This window comes from Pseudomonas silesiensis (assembly GCF_001661075.1).
Lineage (GTDB): Bacteria > Pseudomonadota > Gammaproteobacteria > Pseudomonadales > Pseudomonadaceae > Aquipseudomonas > Aquipseudomonas silesiensis.
This window is the reverse complement of record NZ_CP014870.1, coordinates 2,949,214-2,968,593: the sequence shown is the minus strand read 5'-3', so window position 1 is coordinate 2,968,593 and position 19,380 is coordinate 2,949,214. Positions and strand designations below refer to the sequence as shown.

At 57.9% G+C, this 19,380-nt stretch carries 17 protein-coding genes and 2 pseudogenes; 10 read left to right on the top strand and 9 right to left on the bottom strand.

Annotated elements, in window-relative coordinates; all coding sequences use genetic code 11:
• The first annotated feature begins 64 nt into the window (after window positions 1–64).
• A complete protein-coding gene (locus PMA3_RS13355; RefSeq protein WP_064677592.1) occupies window positions 65–286 on the top strand; it encodes a hypothetical protein in 222 nt (73 codons plus the stop codon).
• An 80-nt stretch (window positions 287–366) separates the two neighbouring features.
• On the opposite strand, the gene PMA3_RS13350 is transcribed toward PMA3_RS13355, so the two are convergent.
• Together PMA3_RS13350 and PMA3_RS30740 are read right to left on the bottom strand one after the other, a co-directional pair.
• The gene (locus PMA3_RS13350; RefSeq protein WP_064677591.1) at window positions 367–1,518 is read right to left on the bottom strand and encodes a PQQ-dependent sugar dehydrogenase; all 1,152 of its coding nucleotides are present in this window, start codon (window positions 1,516–1,518) and stop codon (window positions 367–369) included.
• 50 nt (window positions 1,519–1,568) lie between these two features.
• Window positions 1,569–1,913, bottom strand: a complete 345-nt coding sequence (locus PMA3_RS30740; protein ID WP_082930320.1) for a hypothetical protein — start codon at window positions 1,911–1,913, stop codon at window positions 1,569–1,571.
• Between the two features lie 204 nt (window positions 1,914–2,117).
• On the opposite strand from PMA3_RS30740, the gene ku reads away from it, so the two are divergent.
• Entirely contained in the window at window positions 2,118–2,990 is an 873-nt protein-coding gene (gene ku / locus PMA3_RS13345) for a non-homologous end joining protein Ku (RefSeq protein ID WP_064677590.1), read from the top strand.
• Between the two features lie 161 nt (window positions 2,991–3,151).
• Here the strand turns inward: ku and lpxO are convergent, their stop codons facing one another.
• Window positions 3,152–4,051 carry a lipid A hydroxylase LpxO gene (gene lpxO / locus PMA3_RS13340; protein WP_064677589.1) on the bottom strand — a complete coding sequence of 300 codons (900 nt, stop codon included), beginning with the start codon at window positions 4,049–4,051 and terminating at the stop codon, window positions 3,152–3,154.
• Between the two features lie 495 nt (window positions 4,052–4,546).
• On the opposite strand from lpxO, the gene PMA3_RS13335 reads away from it, so the two are divergent.
• The 3 genes from PMA3_RS13335 (at window position 4,547) to PMA3_RS13325 (ending at window position 8,821) form a co-directional block, all read left to right on the top strand.
• A complete protein-coding gene (locus PMA3_RS13335) occupies window positions 4,547–6,136 on the top strand; it encodes an ABC-F family ATPase (protein WP_082930319.1) in 1,590 nt (529 codons plus the stop codon).
• A 328-nt stretch (window positions 6,137–6,464) separates the two neighbouring features.
• Window positions 6,465–7,412 (top strand): IS110 family RNA-guided transposase, encoded by a 948-nt coding sequence (locus PMA3_RS13330; protein ID WP_064680598.1) that lies wholly within the window; start codon window positions 6,465–6,467, stop codon window positions 7,410–7,412.
• A 221-nt stretch (window positions 7,413–7,633) separates the two neighbouring features.
• A complete protein-coding gene (locus tag PMA3_RS13325) occupies window positions 7,634–8,821 on the top strand; it encodes an MFS transporter (RefSeq protein ID WP_064677587.1) in 1,188 nt (395 codons plus the stop codon).
• Between the two features lie 38 nt (window positions 8,822–8,859).
• On the opposite strand, the gene PMA3_RS13320 is transcribed toward PMA3_RS13325, so the two are convergent.
• The 4 genes and pseudogenes from PMA3_RS13320 to PMA3_RS13305 form a co-directional block, all read right to left on the bottom strand.
• Complete coding sequence (locus PMA3_RS13320; RefSeq protein WP_064677586.1) at window positions 8,860–9,897, bottom strand: alpha/beta hydrolase family protein; 1,038 nt, start codon at window positions 9,895–9,897, stop codon at window positions 8,860–8,862.
• A gap of 169 nt (window positions 9,898–10,066) precedes the next feature.
• Entirely contained in the window at window positions 10,067–10,678 is a 612-nt protein-coding gene (locus PMA3_RS13315) for an FMN-dependent NADH-azoreductase (protein WP_064677585.1), read from the bottom strand.
• A 399-nt stretch (window positions 10,679–11,077) separates the two neighbouring features.
• A complete protein-coding gene (locus PMA3_RS13310; protein ID WP_064677584.1) occupies window positions 11,078–11,743 on the bottom strand; it encodes a polysaccharide lyase family 7 protein in 666 nt (221 codons plus the stop codon).
• Window positions 11,740–12,390, bottom strand: a pseudogene (locus PMA3_RS13305) (aldehyde dehydrogenase family protein); the annotation flags it as partial. The pseudogene PMA3_RS13305 and the gene PMA3_RS13310, both read right to left, overlap by 4 nt.
• Before the next feature lie 142 nt (window positions 12,391–12,532).
• On the opposite strand from PMA3_RS13305, the gene PMA3_RS13300 reads away from it, so the two are divergent.
• The 4 genes and pseudogenes from PMA3_RS13300 to PMA3_RS13285 all read left to right on the top strand — a co-directional run bounded on the left by PMA3_RS13300 (window position 12,533) and on the right by PMA3_RS13285 (window position 15,580).
• Window positions 12,533–13,045 carry a hypothetical protein gene (locus tag PMA3_RS13300; RefSeq protein ID WP_064677583.1) on the top strand — a complete coding sequence of 171 codons (513 nt, stop codon included), beginning with the start codon at window positions 12,533–12,535 and terminating at the stop codon, window positions 13,043–13,045.
• Window positions 13,046–13,302: 257 nt separating this feature from the next.
• Window positions 13,303–14,226 carry a LysR substrate-binding domain-containing protein gene (locus PMA3_RS13295; RefSeq protein ID WP_064677582.1) on the top strand — a complete coding sequence of 308 codons (924 nt, stop codon included), beginning with the start codon at window positions 13,303–13,305 and terminating at the stop codon, window positions 14,224–14,226.
• 371 nt (window positions 14,227–14,597) lie between these two features.
• Window positions 14,598–15,224: pseudogene (locus tag PMA3_RS13290) on the top strand (LysR substrate-binding domain-containing protein); the annotation flags it as partial.
• Complete coding sequence (locus tag PMA3_RS13285; RefSeq protein WP_064677581.1) at window positions 15,221–15,580, top strand: MmcQ/YjbR family DNA-binding protein; 360 nt, start codon at window positions 15,221–15,223, stop codon at window positions 15,578–15,580. The pseudogene PMA3_RS13290 and the gene PMA3_RS13285, both read left to right, overlap by 4 nt.
• Here the strand turns inward: PMA3_RS13285 and PMA3_RS13280 are convergent.
• Together PMA3_RS13280 and PMA3_RS13275 are read right to left on the bottom strand one after the other, a co-directional pair.
• Window positions 15,577–16,005, bottom strand: a complete 429-nt coding sequence (locus PMA3_RS13280; RefSeq protein WP_064677580.1) for a DUF1294 domain-containing protein — start codon at window positions 16,003–16,005, stop codon at window positions 15,577–15,579. The two genes, PMA3_RS13285 and PMA3_RS13280, sit on opposite strands and share 4 nt — an antisense overlap.
• Entirely contained in the window at window positions 16,002–16,832 is an 831-nt protein-coding gene (locus PMA3_RS13275) for an undecaprenyl-diphosphate phosphatase (RefSeq protein ID WP_064677579.1), read from the bottom strand. Before PMA3_RS13275 ends, PMA3_RS13280 begins: the two co-directional genes overlap by 4 nt.
• A 292-nt stretch (window positions 16,833–17,124) precedes the next feature.
• Between PMA3_RS13275 and PMA3_RS13270 the strand changes: the two genes are divergently transcribed.
• Window positions 17,125–18,759, top strand: coding sequence for a methyl-accepting chemotaxis protein (locus tag PMA3_RS13270; RefSeq protein ID WP_064677578.1), 1,635 nt, complete (start codon window positions 17,125–17,127; stop codon window positions 18,757–18,759).
• Window positions 18,760–19,380 lie beyond the last annotated feature (621 nt).

The following is a 19,380-nucleotide window of genomic DNA, read 5'->3' as shown; positions in this document are numbered from 1 at the left end:
ATCAAGTCCTCATCTGAGTGTTTTCCGGTTTAGCCGCTGACTCAAATAAAAAGCCGGTCAGCTCATGGCCAGCTACAGCATAAAACATGCCGCGAATTTCGCCGTGCAGCTCATCGGTAAATTCAATGAATTAGCTGCTCTGTCAGCCGGCCTTTTCATGCAAAATGCAATAAAGGCTGATGGCGACCCTGCAATTTGCAAGATTCACGGCATAAAATTTGTAACGACGTTGATTCAGTATCTGCCGACCCCACCCACACGCAAGACTAAAAAACGAGTTCTTTGACCCATATCACTACCGTCGGGCTGATTGCATTGGCCCAGACCCTGTGGGTCAGGCTTGCTCACGGACACGACGAACGATCTTTACTTCAGACCGACCTTGTAAAGCACCCCGTCATCCTCATCGGTCAACACATATAAATAGCCGTCCGGCCCCTGCCGCACGTCGCGAATGCGTTTGTTCAGTTCACCCATCAACCGTTCTTCGTGAACCACCTTGTCGCCGTCGAACTGCAAGCGAATCAGCTCCTGAGTGACCAGCGCGCCGATAAACACGTTGTGCTGCCAGGCCTGGAAGCGATCGGCGTCGTAGAACGCCATGCCGCTCAGGCCCGGTGATTTTTCCCAGACATGGTGTGGCGCAACGGTGCCTTCGGCAGTCTTGCCCGTGGCTTCCGGAATTGGCTGGCCGGAATAGTTGATGCCGTGGGTTGCCAGCGGCCAACCGTAATTCTTGCCACGCTCGATAATGTTGATCTCGTCGCCGCCCCGGGGGCCGTGCTCGTTTTCCCACAAGACGCCGGTCCAGGGGTTGAGCGCCGCGCCTTGTGGATTGCGCTGGCCATAGGACCAGATCTCCGGGCGCACGCCGGTCTGACCGACAAAGGGGTTGTCGTCCGGCACCTTGCCATCGGGATAGATGCGCACGACCTTGCCCTGCAGCTTGTCGAGGTCCTGGGCCGTCGGCCGGTCGTTGTTCTCACCCAGGGTGATGAACAGATAACCGTCGCGGTCGAACACCAGACGCGATCCAAAATGGTTGCCCACCGACAGTTTGGGCTCCTGGCGGAAGATCACCTTGAAGTTGTTGATTGTCTTCAGGTCTTGCGACAATTGTCCGCGGCCGACCGCTGTTCCGGCCTTGTCGCCCTTGCCACCGCCTTCGGCGTATGACAGGTAGACCGTACGATCCTGCTTGAAGTCGGGCGACAGCACCACATCAAGCAAGCCGCCCTGCCCCTTGGCCCAGACCTTCGGCACGCCGTCGAGCGGGGCCGACAGTTTGCCGTCAGCGCTGACCAGCCGCAGGTTGCCGGGACGTTCAGTCACCAGCATGCCCTGGCGATCGGGCAGAAACGCCAGGGCCCACGGGTGATCCAGGCCCTCGACGATCGGAGTGACTTCGAGGGTGCCCTGTTCACTTTTCAGTTCTTGAATGGGCGCGGCATACACCGGTGCGATCGCCGTGATCAAGGTGCTGGCACAGAGTGTGGCCAGGAAGGTTTTACGCAACATGCACGATTCCTTTTGTCGTCAGAATGGCTGGCAGACCTGCGTCTTGCCGTTCAACGGTTGCTGGTGCCTGCGTCTCGATGAGGCGGATTGGGTATGAATGTCGGTGGGCTGGAGGGAACCGTTCTGTCCTGGGGATAGCGGTTGCCAATCCCGCCGTTGTCCAGGGTCGGTGGTCGCGGAACTGGTACGGTGTTTGGCCCGCGTATGATCGGAGCGCCGGGTTGGGTGCCCTGCATGCTGTTGGGGTTGGCACGGCGAATCGGGCTGTTGTAGGGATTGCCTGAATGGCCCGTCGGGCTCTGTGCCAGCCGTAATGATGATGCGTCTGCCTGGGCCGGATGGCTCAGCACACCACTCAATGCCAACGCGGCGATGCCAAGCATTAATCGGTTCATCGGGAGGCCTCTGAAGGTCAGCGTGGATAGAGTCTTCGATAGCACGCTACGCCCGGGGTTCGCATTTGTTAATCAAAACCTCCCCGGCAAGATGTAACACCCTTTGACCGTACCGCTGATCCGCCCACGAGACGCGGCCTGAAGCGGCTGAAACTTTTGCGCCGGGCTACGGGTCACCTGATCATCACTTGGGAGAAGACAACGATGGCACGGGCAATCTGGAAAGGCGCAATCAGTTTCGGGCTGGTGCATATCCCTGTCGCGCTGGTTTCGGCGACGTCTTCCCAAGGGGTGGATTTCGACTGGCTCGACAGCCGCAGCATGGAGCCGGTCGGCTACAAGCGCGTGAATAAGGTCACCGGCAAGGAAGTCACCAAAGAGCACATCGTCAAGGGTGTGCAGTACGAAAAGGGTCGCTACGTGGTACTCAGCGAAGAGGAAATCAAGTCGGCGCACCCGCTGTCCACGCAAACCATCGACATCTTTTCTTTTGTCGACAGTGATCAGATCCCTTTGCAAAACATCGACACACCTTACTACCTTGCACCTGATAAACGCGGCGGCAAGGTATACGCGCTGTTGCGCGAAACACTCAGCAAAACCAACAAGGTCGCCCTCGCCCATGTGGTCTTGCATACTCGCCAGCACCTGGCAGCGCTGATGCCTCTGGAGTCGGCCATGGTTCTGGTGATGCTGCGCTGGCCGGCCGAAGTGCGCAGCCTGGAAACGCTCGAACTGGGCAGCGACGTCACCAGTGCGAAGCTGGTCAAGGGCGAACTGGACATGGCCAAACGGTTGGTCGAAGACATGAGCGCCGAGTGGAGCCCTGAAGACTATCGCGACAGTTTCGAAGACAAGATCATGGCGCTCGTGGAGAAAAAGGCCCATGAAGGGAAGATCGAGGACGTGGAAACGGCGACGGGTGAAGAGGAGCGCAAAACTGCGGATGTGATTGATTTGACTGAACTGCTTAAGCGTAGTCTGGGGGGCAAGGCGGCTGCCAAACCTGCAGCGAAAGCGAAATCGAGCGACAAGCCGGCGCCGGCCAAAAAAACTTCAAAGCGTTCCAGTGGCTGACCGATTATCAGGTACCCGACAGTTTTTCGGCTGATGTGCCGGCCCCATCGCGGGCAAGCCCGCTCCCACAGGGTTCAGTGTTAGCTACATATTCGGCGGCAGACACTGGACCTGTGGGAGCGGGCTTGCCCGCGATGGGGCCGTATGCAACAACGCTGAACTCAGATCAGCACAAATACTGCCAGCAACCCTCCCAGAATCGCCCACTTCTCCAGATAATAAAGCTTGCGATTGCGCTTCTTCAGCGCCTTGGCCCGCAGGCGAAACTTGTAGATTTTGCCGAACAGGCGGTTGATACCACCGGTCTTGTCGCCCACATCGTTCGGCGAGCCCGCCGCCGCCATCACAGTGCGGCTGAACCAGCGATTGAACGCAGCCGCCCAGCGATACTTCATTGGCCGCTCAATGTCGCAGAACAGAATAATGCGGTTTTGATCGGTAGTATTTTCGGCGTAATGAATGAAGGTCTCGTCGAAGATCACCGCTTCACCGTCGCGCCAGTGGTAGCTTTCGCCATCGACGTTGATGTAGCAACCGGCGTCGTTCGGCGTGTCCAGCCCCAAGTGGTAACGATAGGAACCGGCATACGGGTCGCGATGGCGGACCAGCCTGGCGCCCGGCGGCAGCTCGGCGAACATCGCCGCCTTGATCGAGCCGATGCTCTGCACCAGTTCAGTGGTGCGCGGGCAGAGCTTCATGGCCGAAGGGTGGCTGTCGCCGTACCACTTCAGGTAAAAGCGCTTCCAGCCGGTCTTGAAGAACGAGTTGAAGCCGACATCGTCGTACTGGCTGGAGCGCTTGATCTCGCCGGCGCGGAGCAGGTGCAGGCCTTCGGCGCGAATGTCTTGCCAATGGGTCTGCAACGGACTCAAGTCAGGGAAATCGGCGGTGTCGAGATAAGGCCTGTCGGGGGTTTTCGAGAACAGGTAAAGGACGCAATTGACCGGTGCCAGAAACGTCGAGTGATCACTCAGCTGGCGGCCCAATTTGTGCCGCACGCGTCCGCGCAAGTGAACGTATGCAATCGATACAACATAAATCACAGCAATGATGAGCTTCACGGGAAATCGTCACACGTCAGAAGTGAACAAACTGCGTCCCCTGGATGCGTTGCGGCGAGGGGCCTTGTGCAGCGTCTGATATCGAAACGGCGGTGCCGGCGGCGCGTCCCTGAGCGCAGGCCGACTGTCGGCCTCTGGACCAAAGATGGCATTTTAGCCACCGACTGTAACAAGCTGTTAGCATTCAGGGGTGAAAATCTGTCCCCCGATGGCCTCAAAGTAGCCGTATGGCCTCAACGCCCTATCGTTTAAAGAGCCAGACCAGTACAATCGCCGCCAAACATTACGCGCCCCCCTTGGTTGATGACGGAAATGAAGCCGTATCAGCGCACTTCGACTCGGGCCAAGCGCTCCATATGCTGCTGTCCACTTATTGCCAGATGGACCTTCCGCTTCTGACCGGGATGCATTTCCCGTGGTTTGAATACCGGAAACGGGTACTGAATCGGTACTGCCGCACCCCTAGCTACTCTGAATGCTTCGCAGGAAAAACCTTTGATCTCTACAGCTAACATCACGATGCAGTTCGGCGCCAAGCCGCTATTCGAAAACGTTTCGGTCAAATTCGGCGCGGGCAACCGCTACGGCCTGATCGGCGCCAACGGTTGCGGCAAGTCGACTTTCATGAAAATCCTCGGTGGCGACCTCGAGCCGTCCGGCGGCCAGGTCATGCTCGAGCCGAACGTGCGTCTGGGTAAATTGCGCCAGGACCAGTTCGCCTACGAAGAATTCACCGTGATCGATACCGTGATCATGGGCCACGAGGAGCTGTGGAAGGTCAAGGCCGAGCGCGATCGCATCTATTCGCTGCCGGAAATGACCGAAGAAGACGGCATGGCCGTGGCCGAGCTGGAAACCGAGTTCGCCGAAATGGACGGCTACACCGCCGAATCCCGTGCCGGTGAATTGTTGCTGGGCCTGGGTATCGGCATCGAGCAGCATTTCGGCCCGATGAGCGAAGTGTCCCCGGGCTGGAAACTGCGCGTGTTGCTGGCCCAGGCGCTGTTCTCCGATCCGGAAGTGCTGTTGCTCGACGAACCGACCAACCACTTGGACATCAACACCATCCGCTGGCTGGAAAACATCCTGACCCAGCGCTCCAGCCTGATGATCATCATCTCCCACGACCGTCACTTCCTGAACAGCGTGTGCACGCACATGGCTGACCTGGATTACGGCGAGCTGCGCCTGTTCCCGGGCAACTACGACGAGTACATGACCGTGGCGACCCAGTCCCGCGAGCAACTGCTGTCGGACAACGCCAAGAAGAAAGCGCAGATTTCGGAGCTGCAATCGTTCGTCAGCCGCTTCTCGGCCAACGCCTCGAAAGCCAAGCAGGCCACTTCCCGCGCCAAGGCGATCGACAAGATCCAGCTGGCCGAGGTCAAGCCTTCGAGCCGCGTGAGCCCGTTCATCCGTTTCGAACAAACCAAGAAGCTGCACCGTCAGGCGGTCATCGTCGAGCGCATGGCCAAGGGTTTCGACGGCAAGCCGCTGTTCAAGGACTTCAGCTTCCAGGTTGAAGCTGGCGAGCGCGTGGCGATCATCGGCCCGAACGGTATCGGTAAAACCACCCTGCTGCGCACCCTGGTCAATGAACTGACTCCGGATGCCGGCACCGTGAAATGGACCGACGCTGCCGAGCTGGGCTACTACGCCCAGGACCACGCACACGACTTCGAAGACGACTGCAACCTGTTCGACTGGATGGGTCAGTGGACCCAGGGCGGCGAGCAAATCGTTCGCGGCACCCTCGGCCGGATGCTGTTCTCCAACGATGAGATCCTCAAGTCGGTCAAGGTGATCTCCGGTGGTGAGCAAGGTCGCATGCTGTTCGGCAAGCTGATCCTGCAAAAGCCGAACGTGCTGATCATGGACGAACCGACCAACCACCTGGACATGGAATCCATCGAGGCGCTGAACCTGGCGCTGGAGAACTACCCGGGCACACTGATCTTCGTCAGCCACGACCGTGAGTTCGTATCGTCGTTGGCCACCCGCATCATCGAATTGAGCGCCAGCGGCGTGATCGACTTCAGCGGTACTTATGATGACTACCTGCGTAGTCAGGGTGTGGTGTTCTAACAGCAGCGATTAGTTTCAAGCTGCAAGATGCAAGTAAAAGCCCTGTCCTTGTGACGGGGCTTTTTGCATTTCATGGCCGATGATTTTGCCGGTGCTGAGGTCCTCTTCGCGGGCAAGCCCGCTTGTATGCTAGGACTTGAAGGGAGGAGAAGGGACAAAGCCCGATTCTGACTGTTGACGCAGTACAGATCCGTGGGAGATTTCGCCCCTCCTCCTTTCACTCAAGCGCCGATAAAGAATGCATCAGGCTAAGACCGACGATAGGAACAAGCCTGCGCCCCTGGGTGAGCCCTTCAAGTGTTCAAAACCATATCTCGGGGGAATTTCAATGGCAATGCCAGTTTCTGTCCTGATGCCAATCGTTGGCGTCGATGTCGCCAAGAATGAGTTGGTGATCTTTCAAGCTGAGCTGGATCTGCTTGAGACGATTCCCAACAACAAGACGGCGATCAAGCAATGGCTGAAGGGCTTGCCAGGGGCTGTCGAAGTCGCCATTGAGTCCACCAATATCTATCACTTAGAGTTTGCCGATCTGGCCCATGAGGCCGGCTGCACGATCTACATGGTGGATGGCTATGAGCTGAGCCATTACCGCAAAGGCGTGAAAATTCGTGCGAAGACCGATGCGCTGGATGCCAAATTGCTCGCTCGCTACCTGAAGAACGAACACGAAGAGTTGCATCCATGGATCCCGCCTTCCCCCCTGTATCGCAGGCTTTTGAGTCTTTTTCGCCGTCGTTCTGCATTGGTTCAGGCCCGAGTTGGCTTGGTGCAAAGCTGGTCGAATGAACCGCTCCTCAAAACAGCCTTTGCCGCGCAAGTAGCATCAATGCAGAAGCTTGAGGTGCTGGTTGAAAAGATGATCAATGATCACTTGAAAGAGGCTGGCTTACTCGCTCAGTTAAAGCGCTGCATGAAAGTTGAAGGGATCGGATTTCTGACGGGCGCTCGCCTGATCGCGGCATTTCAACGAGGCGACTTCAGAAACGCGGACGCATTCATCGCTTTTCTAGGAATGGATTTGCGAGTCTCGAAATCAGGACAGAAAGACGGTCGAAGGAGCTTGACCAAACGTGGAGATCCCGAGGCACGCCGACTTCTGCACAACGCGGCCATGTCGGCCAGCCGTACGTCAACCTGGAACGGGTTTTACCAGGAGCAAAGGGATCGAGGATTCAGTACCACGCAAGCGCTGGTGATACTGGCTCGCAAACTCGCTCGAATCGTATTCGCCCTGCTGAAAGGGCAGAGCGAATACCAACCGAAAGCAGGTTGAGGCTTCCCCTCAACCATAGAATCTCCCACAGGGGTTTATGTCGTACACAAAGCCCGTGTACAGCACAAAACCCTGTGGGAGCGGGCTTGCCCGCGAAGAGGCCCTGACAGCCAATACTGAAGACGCAGCCCGGATCTCAATCAACATCGTTAGCCTGCTTCCTTTTATTCCCGACCCAAGCCATGATGCAATTCTCCTACCGCCGCCCGCGAACGAGCCCTATGTCTGTGCAGCAACTGCCCCCGCAAAGCTCCCTGGCGATCACCCTGCAGATCGTCTCCATCGTCTTTTATACCTTCATTGCCTTCCTGTGCATCGGCCTGCCGATCGCCGTCTTGCCGGGCTATGTGCACGAACAGCTGGGCTTCAGCGCCGTCGTGGCGGGAATGACCATCGGCTGCCAGTATCTCGCCACCCTGCTCAGCCGGCCCATGGCCGGGCGCATGTCGGACAACATCGGCACCAAGCGGGCGATTGTTTACGGGCTTTCGGGGATTGTGTTGAGTGGCGTGTTGACCTTGATCTCAACGCTGCTGCAAAGTTTTCCCCTGCCGAGCCTGTTGATCCTGATTGCCGGCCGCTTGTTGCTGGGGGTCGCCCAGGGCCTGATCGGCGTCGGCACCATCAGCTGGTGCATGGGCCAGGTCGGCGCTGAGCACACTGCCCGTTCGATCTCCTGGAATGGCATCGCCTCCTACGGTGCCATCGCCATCGGTGCGCCGTTGGGGGTGGTGATGGTCGGTGAGCTGGGGTTCGCCAGCCTGGGTATCGCACTGTCACTGCTGGCGCTGGCGGCATTGCTGCTGATCCGCAACAAACCCTCGGTACCGGTGATTCGCGGCGAACGCCTGCCATTCTGGGCGGTGTTCGGGCGCATTGCGCCGTTTGGCGCGAGCCTGAGCCTGGCCTCCATCGGCTACGGCACCCTGACCACTTTTATCACTTTGTATTACGTCAGCCGCGGCTGGGTCGGCGCGGCTTACTGCCTGACGGTGTTTGGCGTCTGTTTCATCCTGGCGCGGCTGTTGTTCATTTCCAGCATCGGCCGCTTTGGTGGATTCACCTCGGCCATTGCCTGCATGAGCATTGAAACCCTGGGCCTGGGGCTGCTATGGCTTGCGCCCTCGACCACTTACGCGTTGATCGGCGCAGGGCTGACCGGCTTCGGCTTGTCGTTGGTGTACCCGGCACTGGGTGTGGAGGCGATCAAGCAGGTGCCCAATTCCAGTCGCGGCGCAGGGTTGAGCGCCTATGCGGTGTTCTTCGACCTGGCGCTGGCGATTGCCGGGCCATTGATGGGGGCAATCGCCTTGAACCTGGGGTATTCGTGGATTTTCTTCAGTGCGGCGCTGTTGTCGGTGAGCGGACTCGGTTTGACCTTGCTGCTGAAACGCCGCGCAATGGCCTGACAGACGCGGCCCGCTCCTACAGGGGGACAGCGTGTACCTTATTGATCGGCGGTTTGCATGCCGGCCCTGTCCGGTTTGCCCAGCGCATGGGAAAAGAACCGCCCCGCTTCAGAAATCATGGTGCGGTGAATGTCCTTGCGATCGACGCCGTCAGCGTCAGTGCACAAGGCAGGCATCGCCGCCAGTTGTTCTTCGGTACAAGGCGCCATGAACACGAAGTGCCCCGCCCCGGCCAGCAACTTGAAGTCCGGCGCGATCGGCAGCTTGCGCGCCAGCGCTGCGGCGTTCTTGTCGAATGCCACCAGTTTGTCGCCGTCGCCGCTGTACAGCAGTACCGGCACATGCACGTCGGCCAGGGTATGGCGCCCGAACTTCAGGCTCAGCGGCGCCATCAGCAGCAAGGCATGCACCCGAGGGTCTGCCACCGGTTGCAGGTCATCGCGGTCAACGATCAATTCGCCTTGAGTGTTGCACGCATCGCGATCATCCGGCCGCTCCTGGCAGTAGCGGCGCAGACGGTCCAGGTCAGGCGTCGCACCGGAGAGGATCAATGCGGTTTCCCCACCTGCCGAATAACCGATCACGCCGACCTGGTTGGCGTTGACGAAGGGCGCGAGCATGCGATCGCCCAGGGCCTCTGTGATGGCCTGGGAAACCTGGATCGGCCGGCCGTACAGATTGCTCAAGGTACCCAGGCGACTGTGGTCCCTGGAGTTGTCGCCAGGATGGATCACCGCCACCACGACGAACCCCTTGCGCGCCAGCGAGGTGGCGAGATCGTGCAGGGCCAGCGGGGTTCCGGTGTTGCCATGGGACAGCATCAGCATCGGGAAACGACCGATGGCCACGCGAGTGTCTTCGCCGGCTTCGACGGTATAGCCCTCGAGTGTGCTGGTGTGTTCCTTGTCGCTGGAAGGATAGAAAGCGATGGCGCGCATCGGCTGTTGATCCAGCGGATCGAGAAAGCTCATCTCATGGAAACCGACGCTCCAGTGCGGATGCGGCGCAGGGGCGGCGTGCACTGGATTCAGGCTGCCGAGCAGACACATCAGTAAACTTGCACAAAGACGCTTCATAGGGTGCCCCACCCTGTTACGTGACCGGAAACGGCAACCTTGGATTGCATATCCCGGGCCAGAACCTGCAACACCCAGATACAAAAAACTCCGCATCTGGCACTTGCGTGATCAGAATACAGAGTTTTTTGCCTGTTGCCCGAGCTGTTTGAGGCCGCTTGCCTGCGCCTTATGCGGCGTCGAACAGCTGCTCGCTGATATGCGCCTGTGCATCGCTCATGGCTTTGGTGCGTACTTCATCACCGTACGCCAGGCCATGGGCGCGGACGAACTCGATGTCGGTGATGCCGAGAAAACCAAACATCACCTTCAAGTACTCTTCGTGGGCAACGCCAGTGGCCTGACCGAGATGCAGACCGCCGGAAGTCGACACGATCACCACTTTCTTGTTGCCGCACAGGCCTTCAGGGCCGGCTTCGGTGTAGCGGAAGGTCTGACCGGCAACGGCGATGCGGTCGATCCACGCCTTGAGCTGGGTCGGGATGGTGAAGTTGTACATCGGGGCTGCAACTACCACGGCATCGGCGGCAAGGAATTCAGCCAGCGCCTGGGCACTCAGCTCGGCTTCGTGCTGTTGTGCGGCATTGCGCAGTTCAGCCGTGGTGCCGGCAGCCACCAGGGTGGTGGCAGAGTAATGGCTGATGGCATCGGCAGCCAGGTCACGGTAAGTCACCACGGCGCTCGGCTCGGCGGTTTGCCAGGCTTTGACGACTTCGCTGCTCAACTGACGGGAAGCCGAGTTGTCACCAAGAATGCTCGAATCGATATGCAGCAATTTCATGTGGGATCTCCAAGTGAGGACCGCTCATGGCGATCTGATGGAGATCATCCTACAGGCGAAACCAATAGCTGATTAGATGGCAACAATGCGATAGTTCGTCCCACTGATAGAACAATCGAGTGACCCGCATGCAAGACCTCAATGTTTTCCTAGAAAGACCAAAAAACCCAAAAAGTTGTCAAGCTAGCAGAATGCCCTTCCTGCGTGAGTGATAGCAGGTCACGTTCAGTGCCCTACCCTGCCTTCTCTGCCTTCTCTGCCTGCTCCCTAACCCAACTCTCTTAATGCCGTCATCCTTTGGCTCCGCATGTCCCTGAAACCAGCGACCAGAGATAGAAGCTCTCCAGCCTCACTGAGTAGCGAGCTACCTGTGGTGACGGGCAGCAATCACGAGCGCGCTCATTTTTTCTGATGGCCAACATCCAGTTTATAGAAAGTCGCCTTGGCGCCTTCATCGTTATAGCCGGTGTTGTCTTGGGTATAGACGCCGGCCTTGAAGTATAGCTTTTTGTTCTTCCAGCTCGAACTCAACTGCTGACCCCAACTGTAGTTTTCGGCGCTGACTTTCAGATAACCGGCGGAACTCAAATTCACGCTATAAGAGAAACGCTCGTCAAGGGCAATGTCCTTGGCGATGGTGACGGCAATGTCGTCGCTGCCGGGTTTTTGCCGATATTTGGCGACAACATCGCCCCTTTTCTTACCTGCGTCGTACAGGTACTCGACCTTCAGCAACGGACCTTTGCCCTGGTAAATATGGATCTGCCCAATGATAACCCTGCCGGAAGAAGGCATCTGGTTGATGGCTAATGTAGCTTTCAGCGCATTGTCGGCTTCCGGATAGGTCCAGTTGCGTAAACGTCCATCATTAAACGTCTCACGTAGCTCGCTGCGCGGAAACTCTGACTTGGAGGTGGTAGACCCCGTCACCGGTGACCAGAAAAAAAGGGTGTTGCCGGATCGAAAGTAACGATCCGAATAACCGCCTACCAAACGCGGGGTATCAATAACCTTGGAAGGTGTTCCGACAGGAATGGTCAAATTCCATATTGCTAGGTCAATCATCGCAGGTACAGCCAGTAGATAATTTTCTGGATGGTTTTCCCATAGGGTGGATATATCAATCGCGCAGAGTTGATTCCGCCCTTGCTGAACACGCTTTTTGCGTGGCTGAACGTGAGGAAACCTTCGTGCCCGTGATAGTGCCCCATTCCCGACTGCCCGACACCACCAAAAGGCAAGTCGTCCTGCGCTACATGCATCAGCGTGTCGTTCAGGCATACACCGCCTGAGTGTGTTTGGTAAAGCACTCGCTCCTGCTCCTTCCTGTCATGGCCAAAATAGTAGAGAGCCAGTGGCCGGGGCCTCTCTGTTACGTAGTGCAAGGCCTCTTCGATCCGATCATAGGTCACAACGGGCAGGAGCGGGCCGAATATTTCCTCGCGCATGACGTCCATGTCGTCGCAGGGATTCAAAATGAGCGTGTGTGGTAACCGCCTCCCCTGAAGAGCCGGGAACAGCGGAATAATCTCGGCGCCCTTCTGTTCCGCATCGAGGATATAGCCGGTGAGTCGCTGCAGCTGTCGATCATTGATGATGCTCGTATAGTCCAGATTGTCCTCAAGCTTTGGGAATAAACGCTGTATTGCTTCCCGGTAAGCCGTTGTGAAATCGTCGAGTCTCGATCGCGGTACGAGGACATAGTCAGGGGCGCACGGTATCAAGGCGCATATTGAGCTGCTGCAAGGTGAGGTTAACCAGGCTCTATTGCATATCGACGAGAATGTAGCGAAGTCCATCACCCTCAATCACCCCGCAACCCTCTGGTACACCCTATGCTTTAGTGCCTTGCCAATGGCGCTGATCGCCGACGATCTATCCAGGGTGAGTATTCATCTCGCCACGATGCAGAAAAGCATCGCTCGGCATGACCTGCCGATCTGGCGCCAACTCACTCGATGCTTCGAAAGCATTCTCCTGATTCGTCAGGATAAGCCAGAGGAGGGTTTACGCGGACTGAGTGAAACATTGAGCGAAATGGACCAGCAAGGCGCCAGTCCGTTTTATAGCCTGCTGCGTTGCGAAGGTGTGCAAGGGATGGCGATGCTGGGCTTGAACCAGCAGGCCCTGGCGACGATCGATGAAACCATACGTATTGCCTCGTCGCGTGATGAGCGATGGTTTCTGCCAGAACTGCTGAGAGTCAAGGGACAACTGCTGCTCAAAGACGCTACGCCGTCATCACGCAAATATGTGAATGAGCTGCTGAATCAAGCATTGATACAGGCCGAAAACCAGGGTGCCGGGTTTTGGCGTGCCCGTATCGTTTTCGATTTGGCACAGTCGGTAGCGCTGACACGCCCGTAGTGTGGTGTTACCGGCCCTAGGCTGGCAAGGATGCTCATCGATGAGTGACAACGTGTTTATTGGTATCGGAGTATGAGCCTGATTATGGAAATGATTGATCTGGTCGAGAGGCGTGACGCGTGAAGTACGATCGAAGCAGAATTTACGGGATCCGGTCGCCCTCGTCGTTATTCGACTTCAAGCTTTGAATTCTGAATTGGAAGCCCGCCTTTTCATCGTACTATCACCCCCTACTGATTCGGATAGGTTTAACTCAAGTGACAGTCGGCGATCCCAAGAATCTGAACGATCTATTTTATTTCGCCAAAGTCGTCGAAGCTGGCGGATTCGCGGCCGCCGGACGCCTTTTGGGTGTACCTAAATCCCGACTGTCGCGACGCATCGCAGAGCTTGAGGCGCGCCTGAACGCCAGACTGCTACAACGCACGACCCGCAAGATGCAACTCACCGCACTGGGTGAGCGCTATCTGAGCCACTGCCAGGCGATGCTGCTTGAGGCTGAGTTGGCCGATGAGGTGGTTGCCAGCGTCACAGCTGAGCCACGAGGGCCGCTGCGAGTCAGCAGTCCCGTGGGCTTAGCCAGTCAATTTCTTAGTCCGCTTGTACGAGACTTTCTGCTGCAATACCCGCAGGTACAACTAGATTTGCTCTTAGTTAATCGTCGTGTAGATTTGATCAACGAAGGCATTGACGTTGCACTGCGGGTACGGGAGACCGGAGACGAAGAGCCAAATCTCGTGACCCGCCGCCTGAGAGAAGCCCACACTGAAGTGGTGGCCTCTCCAATATTTGCTAAAGCGCACAACTTTAGTCATCCAAGAGAGCTGACTACTTTGCCTTTCCTTGGTGCTCTTGACTCAGATCGTCTTGCCCGTACTCGATTGCACAATTCAAAAGGCGAACGCTTCGAGTTGGTAATGCCCGCGCGGCTGGGCGTGGAGGACTTCGAAATGCGCAAAGAAGCAGCCTTGGCCGGGCTGGGGTTCACTGTACTACCGATGATGTATTGTGAAGCTGAACTTGCTAGTGGCGCGTTAGTACGCCTGCTACCTGATTGGCACTGCCCGCCGGCCTGGCTACAGGCCGCCTATCCACATCGACGCGGTGTGCTACCCGCAATTCGAGCATGGCTAGATCATCTAGAGCAGGCCTTCAATAAGTGTGGAGATCGAACTTTGTAATCAGCCACGGAAAGAATGCAGAGCGGAAGGACGAATGAACGTGTGCACTCAGATAAACTAGTTTGAAATGTTGGTCTCCTCGCTACGCCTGCTTCAACGCGCGGTTTGACGGCTACGGGAGCGTCTAAAACAGGGTGATTTCTTTCGCGTAGCCACAAAACATTCCACATAATGTTGCGGGAAAATAATCTGACGTGCGTCGCCGAAGCAGCTTTGTGGGATAGATGACACGATCCGCTATCGTGGATTTGACTAGGGTTTAGGTGCCCGAGAAAAGCCGGATTTCTTTGCGTTAAATTCGACTTTTTGACAATTTATCAAATCACGGATCAACCTAACCTGTTCATTGTTAGGCAAAATTCGAAAATTGGCGGGTGTCCTGTCCCGTAGGGTTGGCTCACGAAATTCTACCGAACGTGATCAGCGATTTCCTGGCAAAGTTCCCGAAAGTTCAACTGGAGGTCATGTTGCTCAATCGTCGGGTCGACCTGGTGACCGAGGGCGTCGACGTCGCCCTGCGCGTGCGGGAGTTGGGCGACGAAGACCCCTTGCTGGTCACCCGACGCCTGCGTCAGGCGCAAATGGCGATGGTCGCCAGCCCCGCCTTCCTGCACGGCCGTGAGATCAACCACCCTGAAGATCTGAAAAATCTCCCGGTACTTGGCGCGCTGGAAGCCGATCGCATGGTGCACATCCGCCTGCTCGACCAACAGGGCAACAGCGTCGACCTGACCCTCGAAGCACGATTGGGTATCGACGATTTCATCGTGCGCAAGGCCTGCACCCTGGCGGGCCAGGGTTTTACCATGTTGCCGATGATGTATTGCGAGCAAGCGCTGGCAGACGGCTCACTGGTGCAGTTGCTGCCTGACTGGTCGTTGCCTGGCGGCTGGCTGCAAGCGGTCTACCCTCATCGGCGCGGGGTGATGCCGGCGGTGCGCGCCTGGATCGACCATTTGATCGAATCATTCAACGCCTGTGGGGAACGATTGTTATGAAAGCCGCACGCATGAGCGAAGAGGATGTGGCGAAGTTCTGCCTGGCATTGCCCGGTGCGCGGGAAGACTACAAGTGGGGCGGCGTGCGGGTGTTTTCGATTGCCGGGAACAAGATGTTCGCCTTGCAGAACCTGCGGGGCGAATCCCTGGCGTTCAAGGTCGACAAGGATCTGTTTCTCGGTCATTGCGACCGTCCGGGGATTCATCCGGCGCCTTATCTGGCGCGAGCGCAGTGGATCATCATGGCGACGCCCTACCCGCTCGGCGCCCAAGAACTGCAAGCGTTGTTGCAACGCTCCCATCAACTGGTGGTGCGCAAGTTACCCAAGCGCACCCAGGTCGGACTGCTGCTTTAAAGCAACGCGAAAAGATGTGCGCCAAGGAACAACTGGTCGATCCAGAACACCTGGTGCAGCAGCACGATCATCCAGAACAGCAGCTGAAACGAAAGCTTGCGCGTCTTGTGCCGAAACACCTGCTGGGCCAGCAAGGCGCCTGGCCAGCCTCCGGCGAGTTCCACTGCATGCAACAGGTTTTCCGGTATGCGCCAGCGATCGAGCCGAGCCTTGCGCTTGTCGCTCCAATACAGCAGGAACGCCAGCCCGCTGACAATGCCATAGGCCGCCAGGGGCACCCGCGAAATGCCACCCAGCCACATCGTCATCGAACCCGACAGCGGCAGCGCGCACAGGATCGCAAACACCAGCAGCTTCAGCCGGGGACGGCGAAGCTCGCCCCCGGACCCGCGTCCGGGTTTGTTGCGCGCGCTGGCGTCGTTCATGGCGTGACGGCGGTCCAGTCGACCCAGCCGAATTGCCACGTGGCGAGGATGAACAGGCCGAACACGATGCGATACCAGGCGAACGCCGCGTAGCTGTGACTGCCGATGAACACGAGCAGGCCGCGTACGGCAATCATCGCGAAGATGAACGCGGTGACGAAGCCGATGGCGAACACCGGAAAATCAGCCGGCACGAACAGGTCGCGGTATTTGTAGCCCGAGTACACCGCTGCGCCGACCATGGTCGGCATCGCCAGGAAGAACGAGAACTCGGTGGCGGTCTTGCGCGACAAGCCGAACAGCAAACCGCCAATGATCGTCGAGCCGGAGCGCGAGGTGCCAGGAATCATCGCCAGACACTGGGCAAAGCCGATTTTCAGGGCGTCTTTCCAGGTGATTTCGTCGACGGTGTGGGCATGCACTTCATGCTGACGCTGTTCAGCCCACAGCATGACGACGCCGCCCACGACCAGCGCCGTGGCCACCGTGATCGGGTTGAACAGGTAATGGTGGATCAGGTCGGCGAAAATCACCCCCAATACCACCGCCGGCATGAAGGCGATCAGCAGGTTCGCGGTAAAGCGTCGAGCGCCTGGCTGGGTCGGCAAGCCGACGACCACATCGAAGATCTTGCGGCGAAACTCCCACACCACCGCCAGGATCGCGCCGAGCTGGATGATGATGTTGAAGGCCATGGCCCGCTCACCCCCGAAATCGAGCAGGTCGGCCACGATGATCTGGTGCCCGGTACTGGAAATGGGCAAAAATTCCGTTAGTCCCTCAACAACGCCAAGTATCAATGCCTGAAAGGCGGTCCAAAGATCCATCAATCCCCCAAGAAGCGATGCGCCACGGCATGCCCCGTTAATATTTTCAGAACGCCACTGTGATCAGTGCAGATGAAGTCCCGCGCGCGCAATTCCCCCACAAAACCATAAAAATTCCGTGAAAAATCAACTTAGACTCAGGTTTTTCCGCGCGGGGCCGAAATCCTATCAGACAAGCCCGATTAACGCTGCCGCCTTTATAAGGATTGAGGCTTCCAGGCCTGTCCGGCATCGCGTGGTTGAAGGCTGGCGATCAATTATGACAAGAACAAGAAACCGGAGTGACAGCGTTATGAACAGCTTGCGCAATTTGTCGATCAGCCGACGTTTGTGGCTCATTTTGATCGTGGCCGTCCTGATGTTGATGACGCTGGGCACCTTGATGCTCAAACAGATTCACCAGGACCTGTATCACGCCAAGGCACAGAAAACCCAGCATGTGGTGCAGACCGCCAGCGGTATTCTGAGTTATTACCAAAGCCTGGAAACCGCCGGTACCCTGACCCGGGAAGCTGCGCAGAAGCAGGCGCTGACGGCCGTTCGCGGCCTGCGTTATGACCAGAACGATTATTTCTGGATCAACGACCTCACGCCGGTCATGGTCATGCACCCGACCAATCCGAAACTCGATGGACAGAACCTCTCGACGATTCGCGATCCGGACGGTTTCGCGCTGTTCAACGAAATAGTCGCCGTGGCCAAGGCCAAGGGTGCCGGGACGATCGACTATCGCTGGCCGAAACCGGGTGCCAGCGCCCCGGTCGAGAAAACCTCCTACGTCAAACTGTTCGAACCCTGGGGCTGGGTGATCGGTTCGGGCGTGTACATCGATGACATGCAGGACGAATTTTACGCCCAGGCCTGGAAGGCCTCGTTCATGGGCCTGGTGATCGCCCTGATCATGACGCTGCTGGTGATCCTGATTGCCCGCAGCATCGTGCGTCCGCTTCAGCAAGCCGTGAACGCCATGGCCAACATCGCCAGCGGCGAAAGCGACCTGACCCGCAGCCTCGACACCCACGGCCAGGATGAAGTCACACAACTGGCTCGCCACTTCAATGCCTTCACCGCCAAACTGCGCCAGGTGATCAGCGAACTGCAGGCCTCTGCCAACGCCCTGGGCCAGTCTTCCAACGAGTTGGGCAACGATGCCGCTCAGGCCCAGCAACGCAGCCAGCAGCAGTCCCAACAGATGGAACAGGTGGCCACGGCCATCAACGAAGTGACCTACGGCGTGCAGGACGTGGCCAAGAATGCCGAGCACGCCGCCAGCGAAATGCGCGATGCCGAGTCTCAGGCGCAGCAGGGCCAGGTCAACATCGATAGCAGTCTGCAACAGATCGACAAGCTGTCTTCCACTATCGATCAGGCGGTAGACGTGATTCGCACCCTGGCCGCCGAAAGCACGCAGATCGGCAGCGTCCTGGAAGTGATCCGTTCCATCGCTGAGCAAACCAACCTGCTGGCCCTCAACGCCGCCATCGAAGCGGCCCGGGCCGGCGAGCAAGGGCGCGGGTTTGCGGTGGTGGCCGATGAGGTGCGGCTGCTGGCCCAGCGAACGCAGAAATCCACGGCTGAAATCCAGTCGATGATCGAGCGTCTGCAAAGTCATTCCGAAGCGGCGGTCAAGGTGATCGGTGACAGCAGTCGCGCCTCGCAGTTGACCATCGAACAGGCCGGACTGGCCGGTGCGAGCCTCAATGCCATTGGCCAGGCGCTGCGCAACCTCAACGGACTGAACGCCTCCATCGCCAGCGCAACCCTGCAGCAGGCCCATGTGGTCGAGGACATCAACCAGAACGTTACCCAGGCGGCCGGCTTGTCCCACAGCACGGCGCTGGCGGCGGAACAATCGAGCCTGGCCAGTGTGCATCTCAAGGAACTGAGTGAGCAGTTGAACGGGTTGCTCAGGCAGTTTCGGGTGTAGCGCTTTTTGCTGGCTTTTGATGGGTACATATCCGTTGCTGCGGTAACGGCCGCTGATGGTTCCGCTCTTACAGCGGGTCACTTGGAAGAGCGCCAAGTAACCAAGCGCTCTTGCCCCTTTCGTTCGGTGCCTCGCCTAGGCTCGGCATGCCCTCGCTCCGGTCCTGCTCCGTGGGCCCGCCGCCATCGGCCATCCATGGCCGGGGGCGGCTAACCCGGCATCCATGCCGGGTTGCCCACTACGCAGAACCTCCACTCGGCCTCTCGATGGGGCGTGCACCGCCAAAGCCAAAGCGAGGCGGCCTACCGGCCGGCCTATCCTTTGAAGCGTACGCGTCCCCCTGTAGGAGCGAGCTCGCTCGCGATGGACCCAAGAGCGCCGCGTTTAACCAGTAAACACGCGTTATCGTTAACGACCATCGCGAGCAAGCTCGCTCCTACAGGGGTCCGGGTACACTAGCGCTTATCACCACTCATCAGGCCGAGCGTTAGCTCGCCTGCAGCTCTTGATCTTGATCCACCCGCACCTATATCGGGAGGCTGAGTGGAGGTGTTCATCCGGGGAGTGGCGCGCAGCGCCGTTCGACGCAGTCGAACACGCTGCATGTAGGTCGTAGCGAAG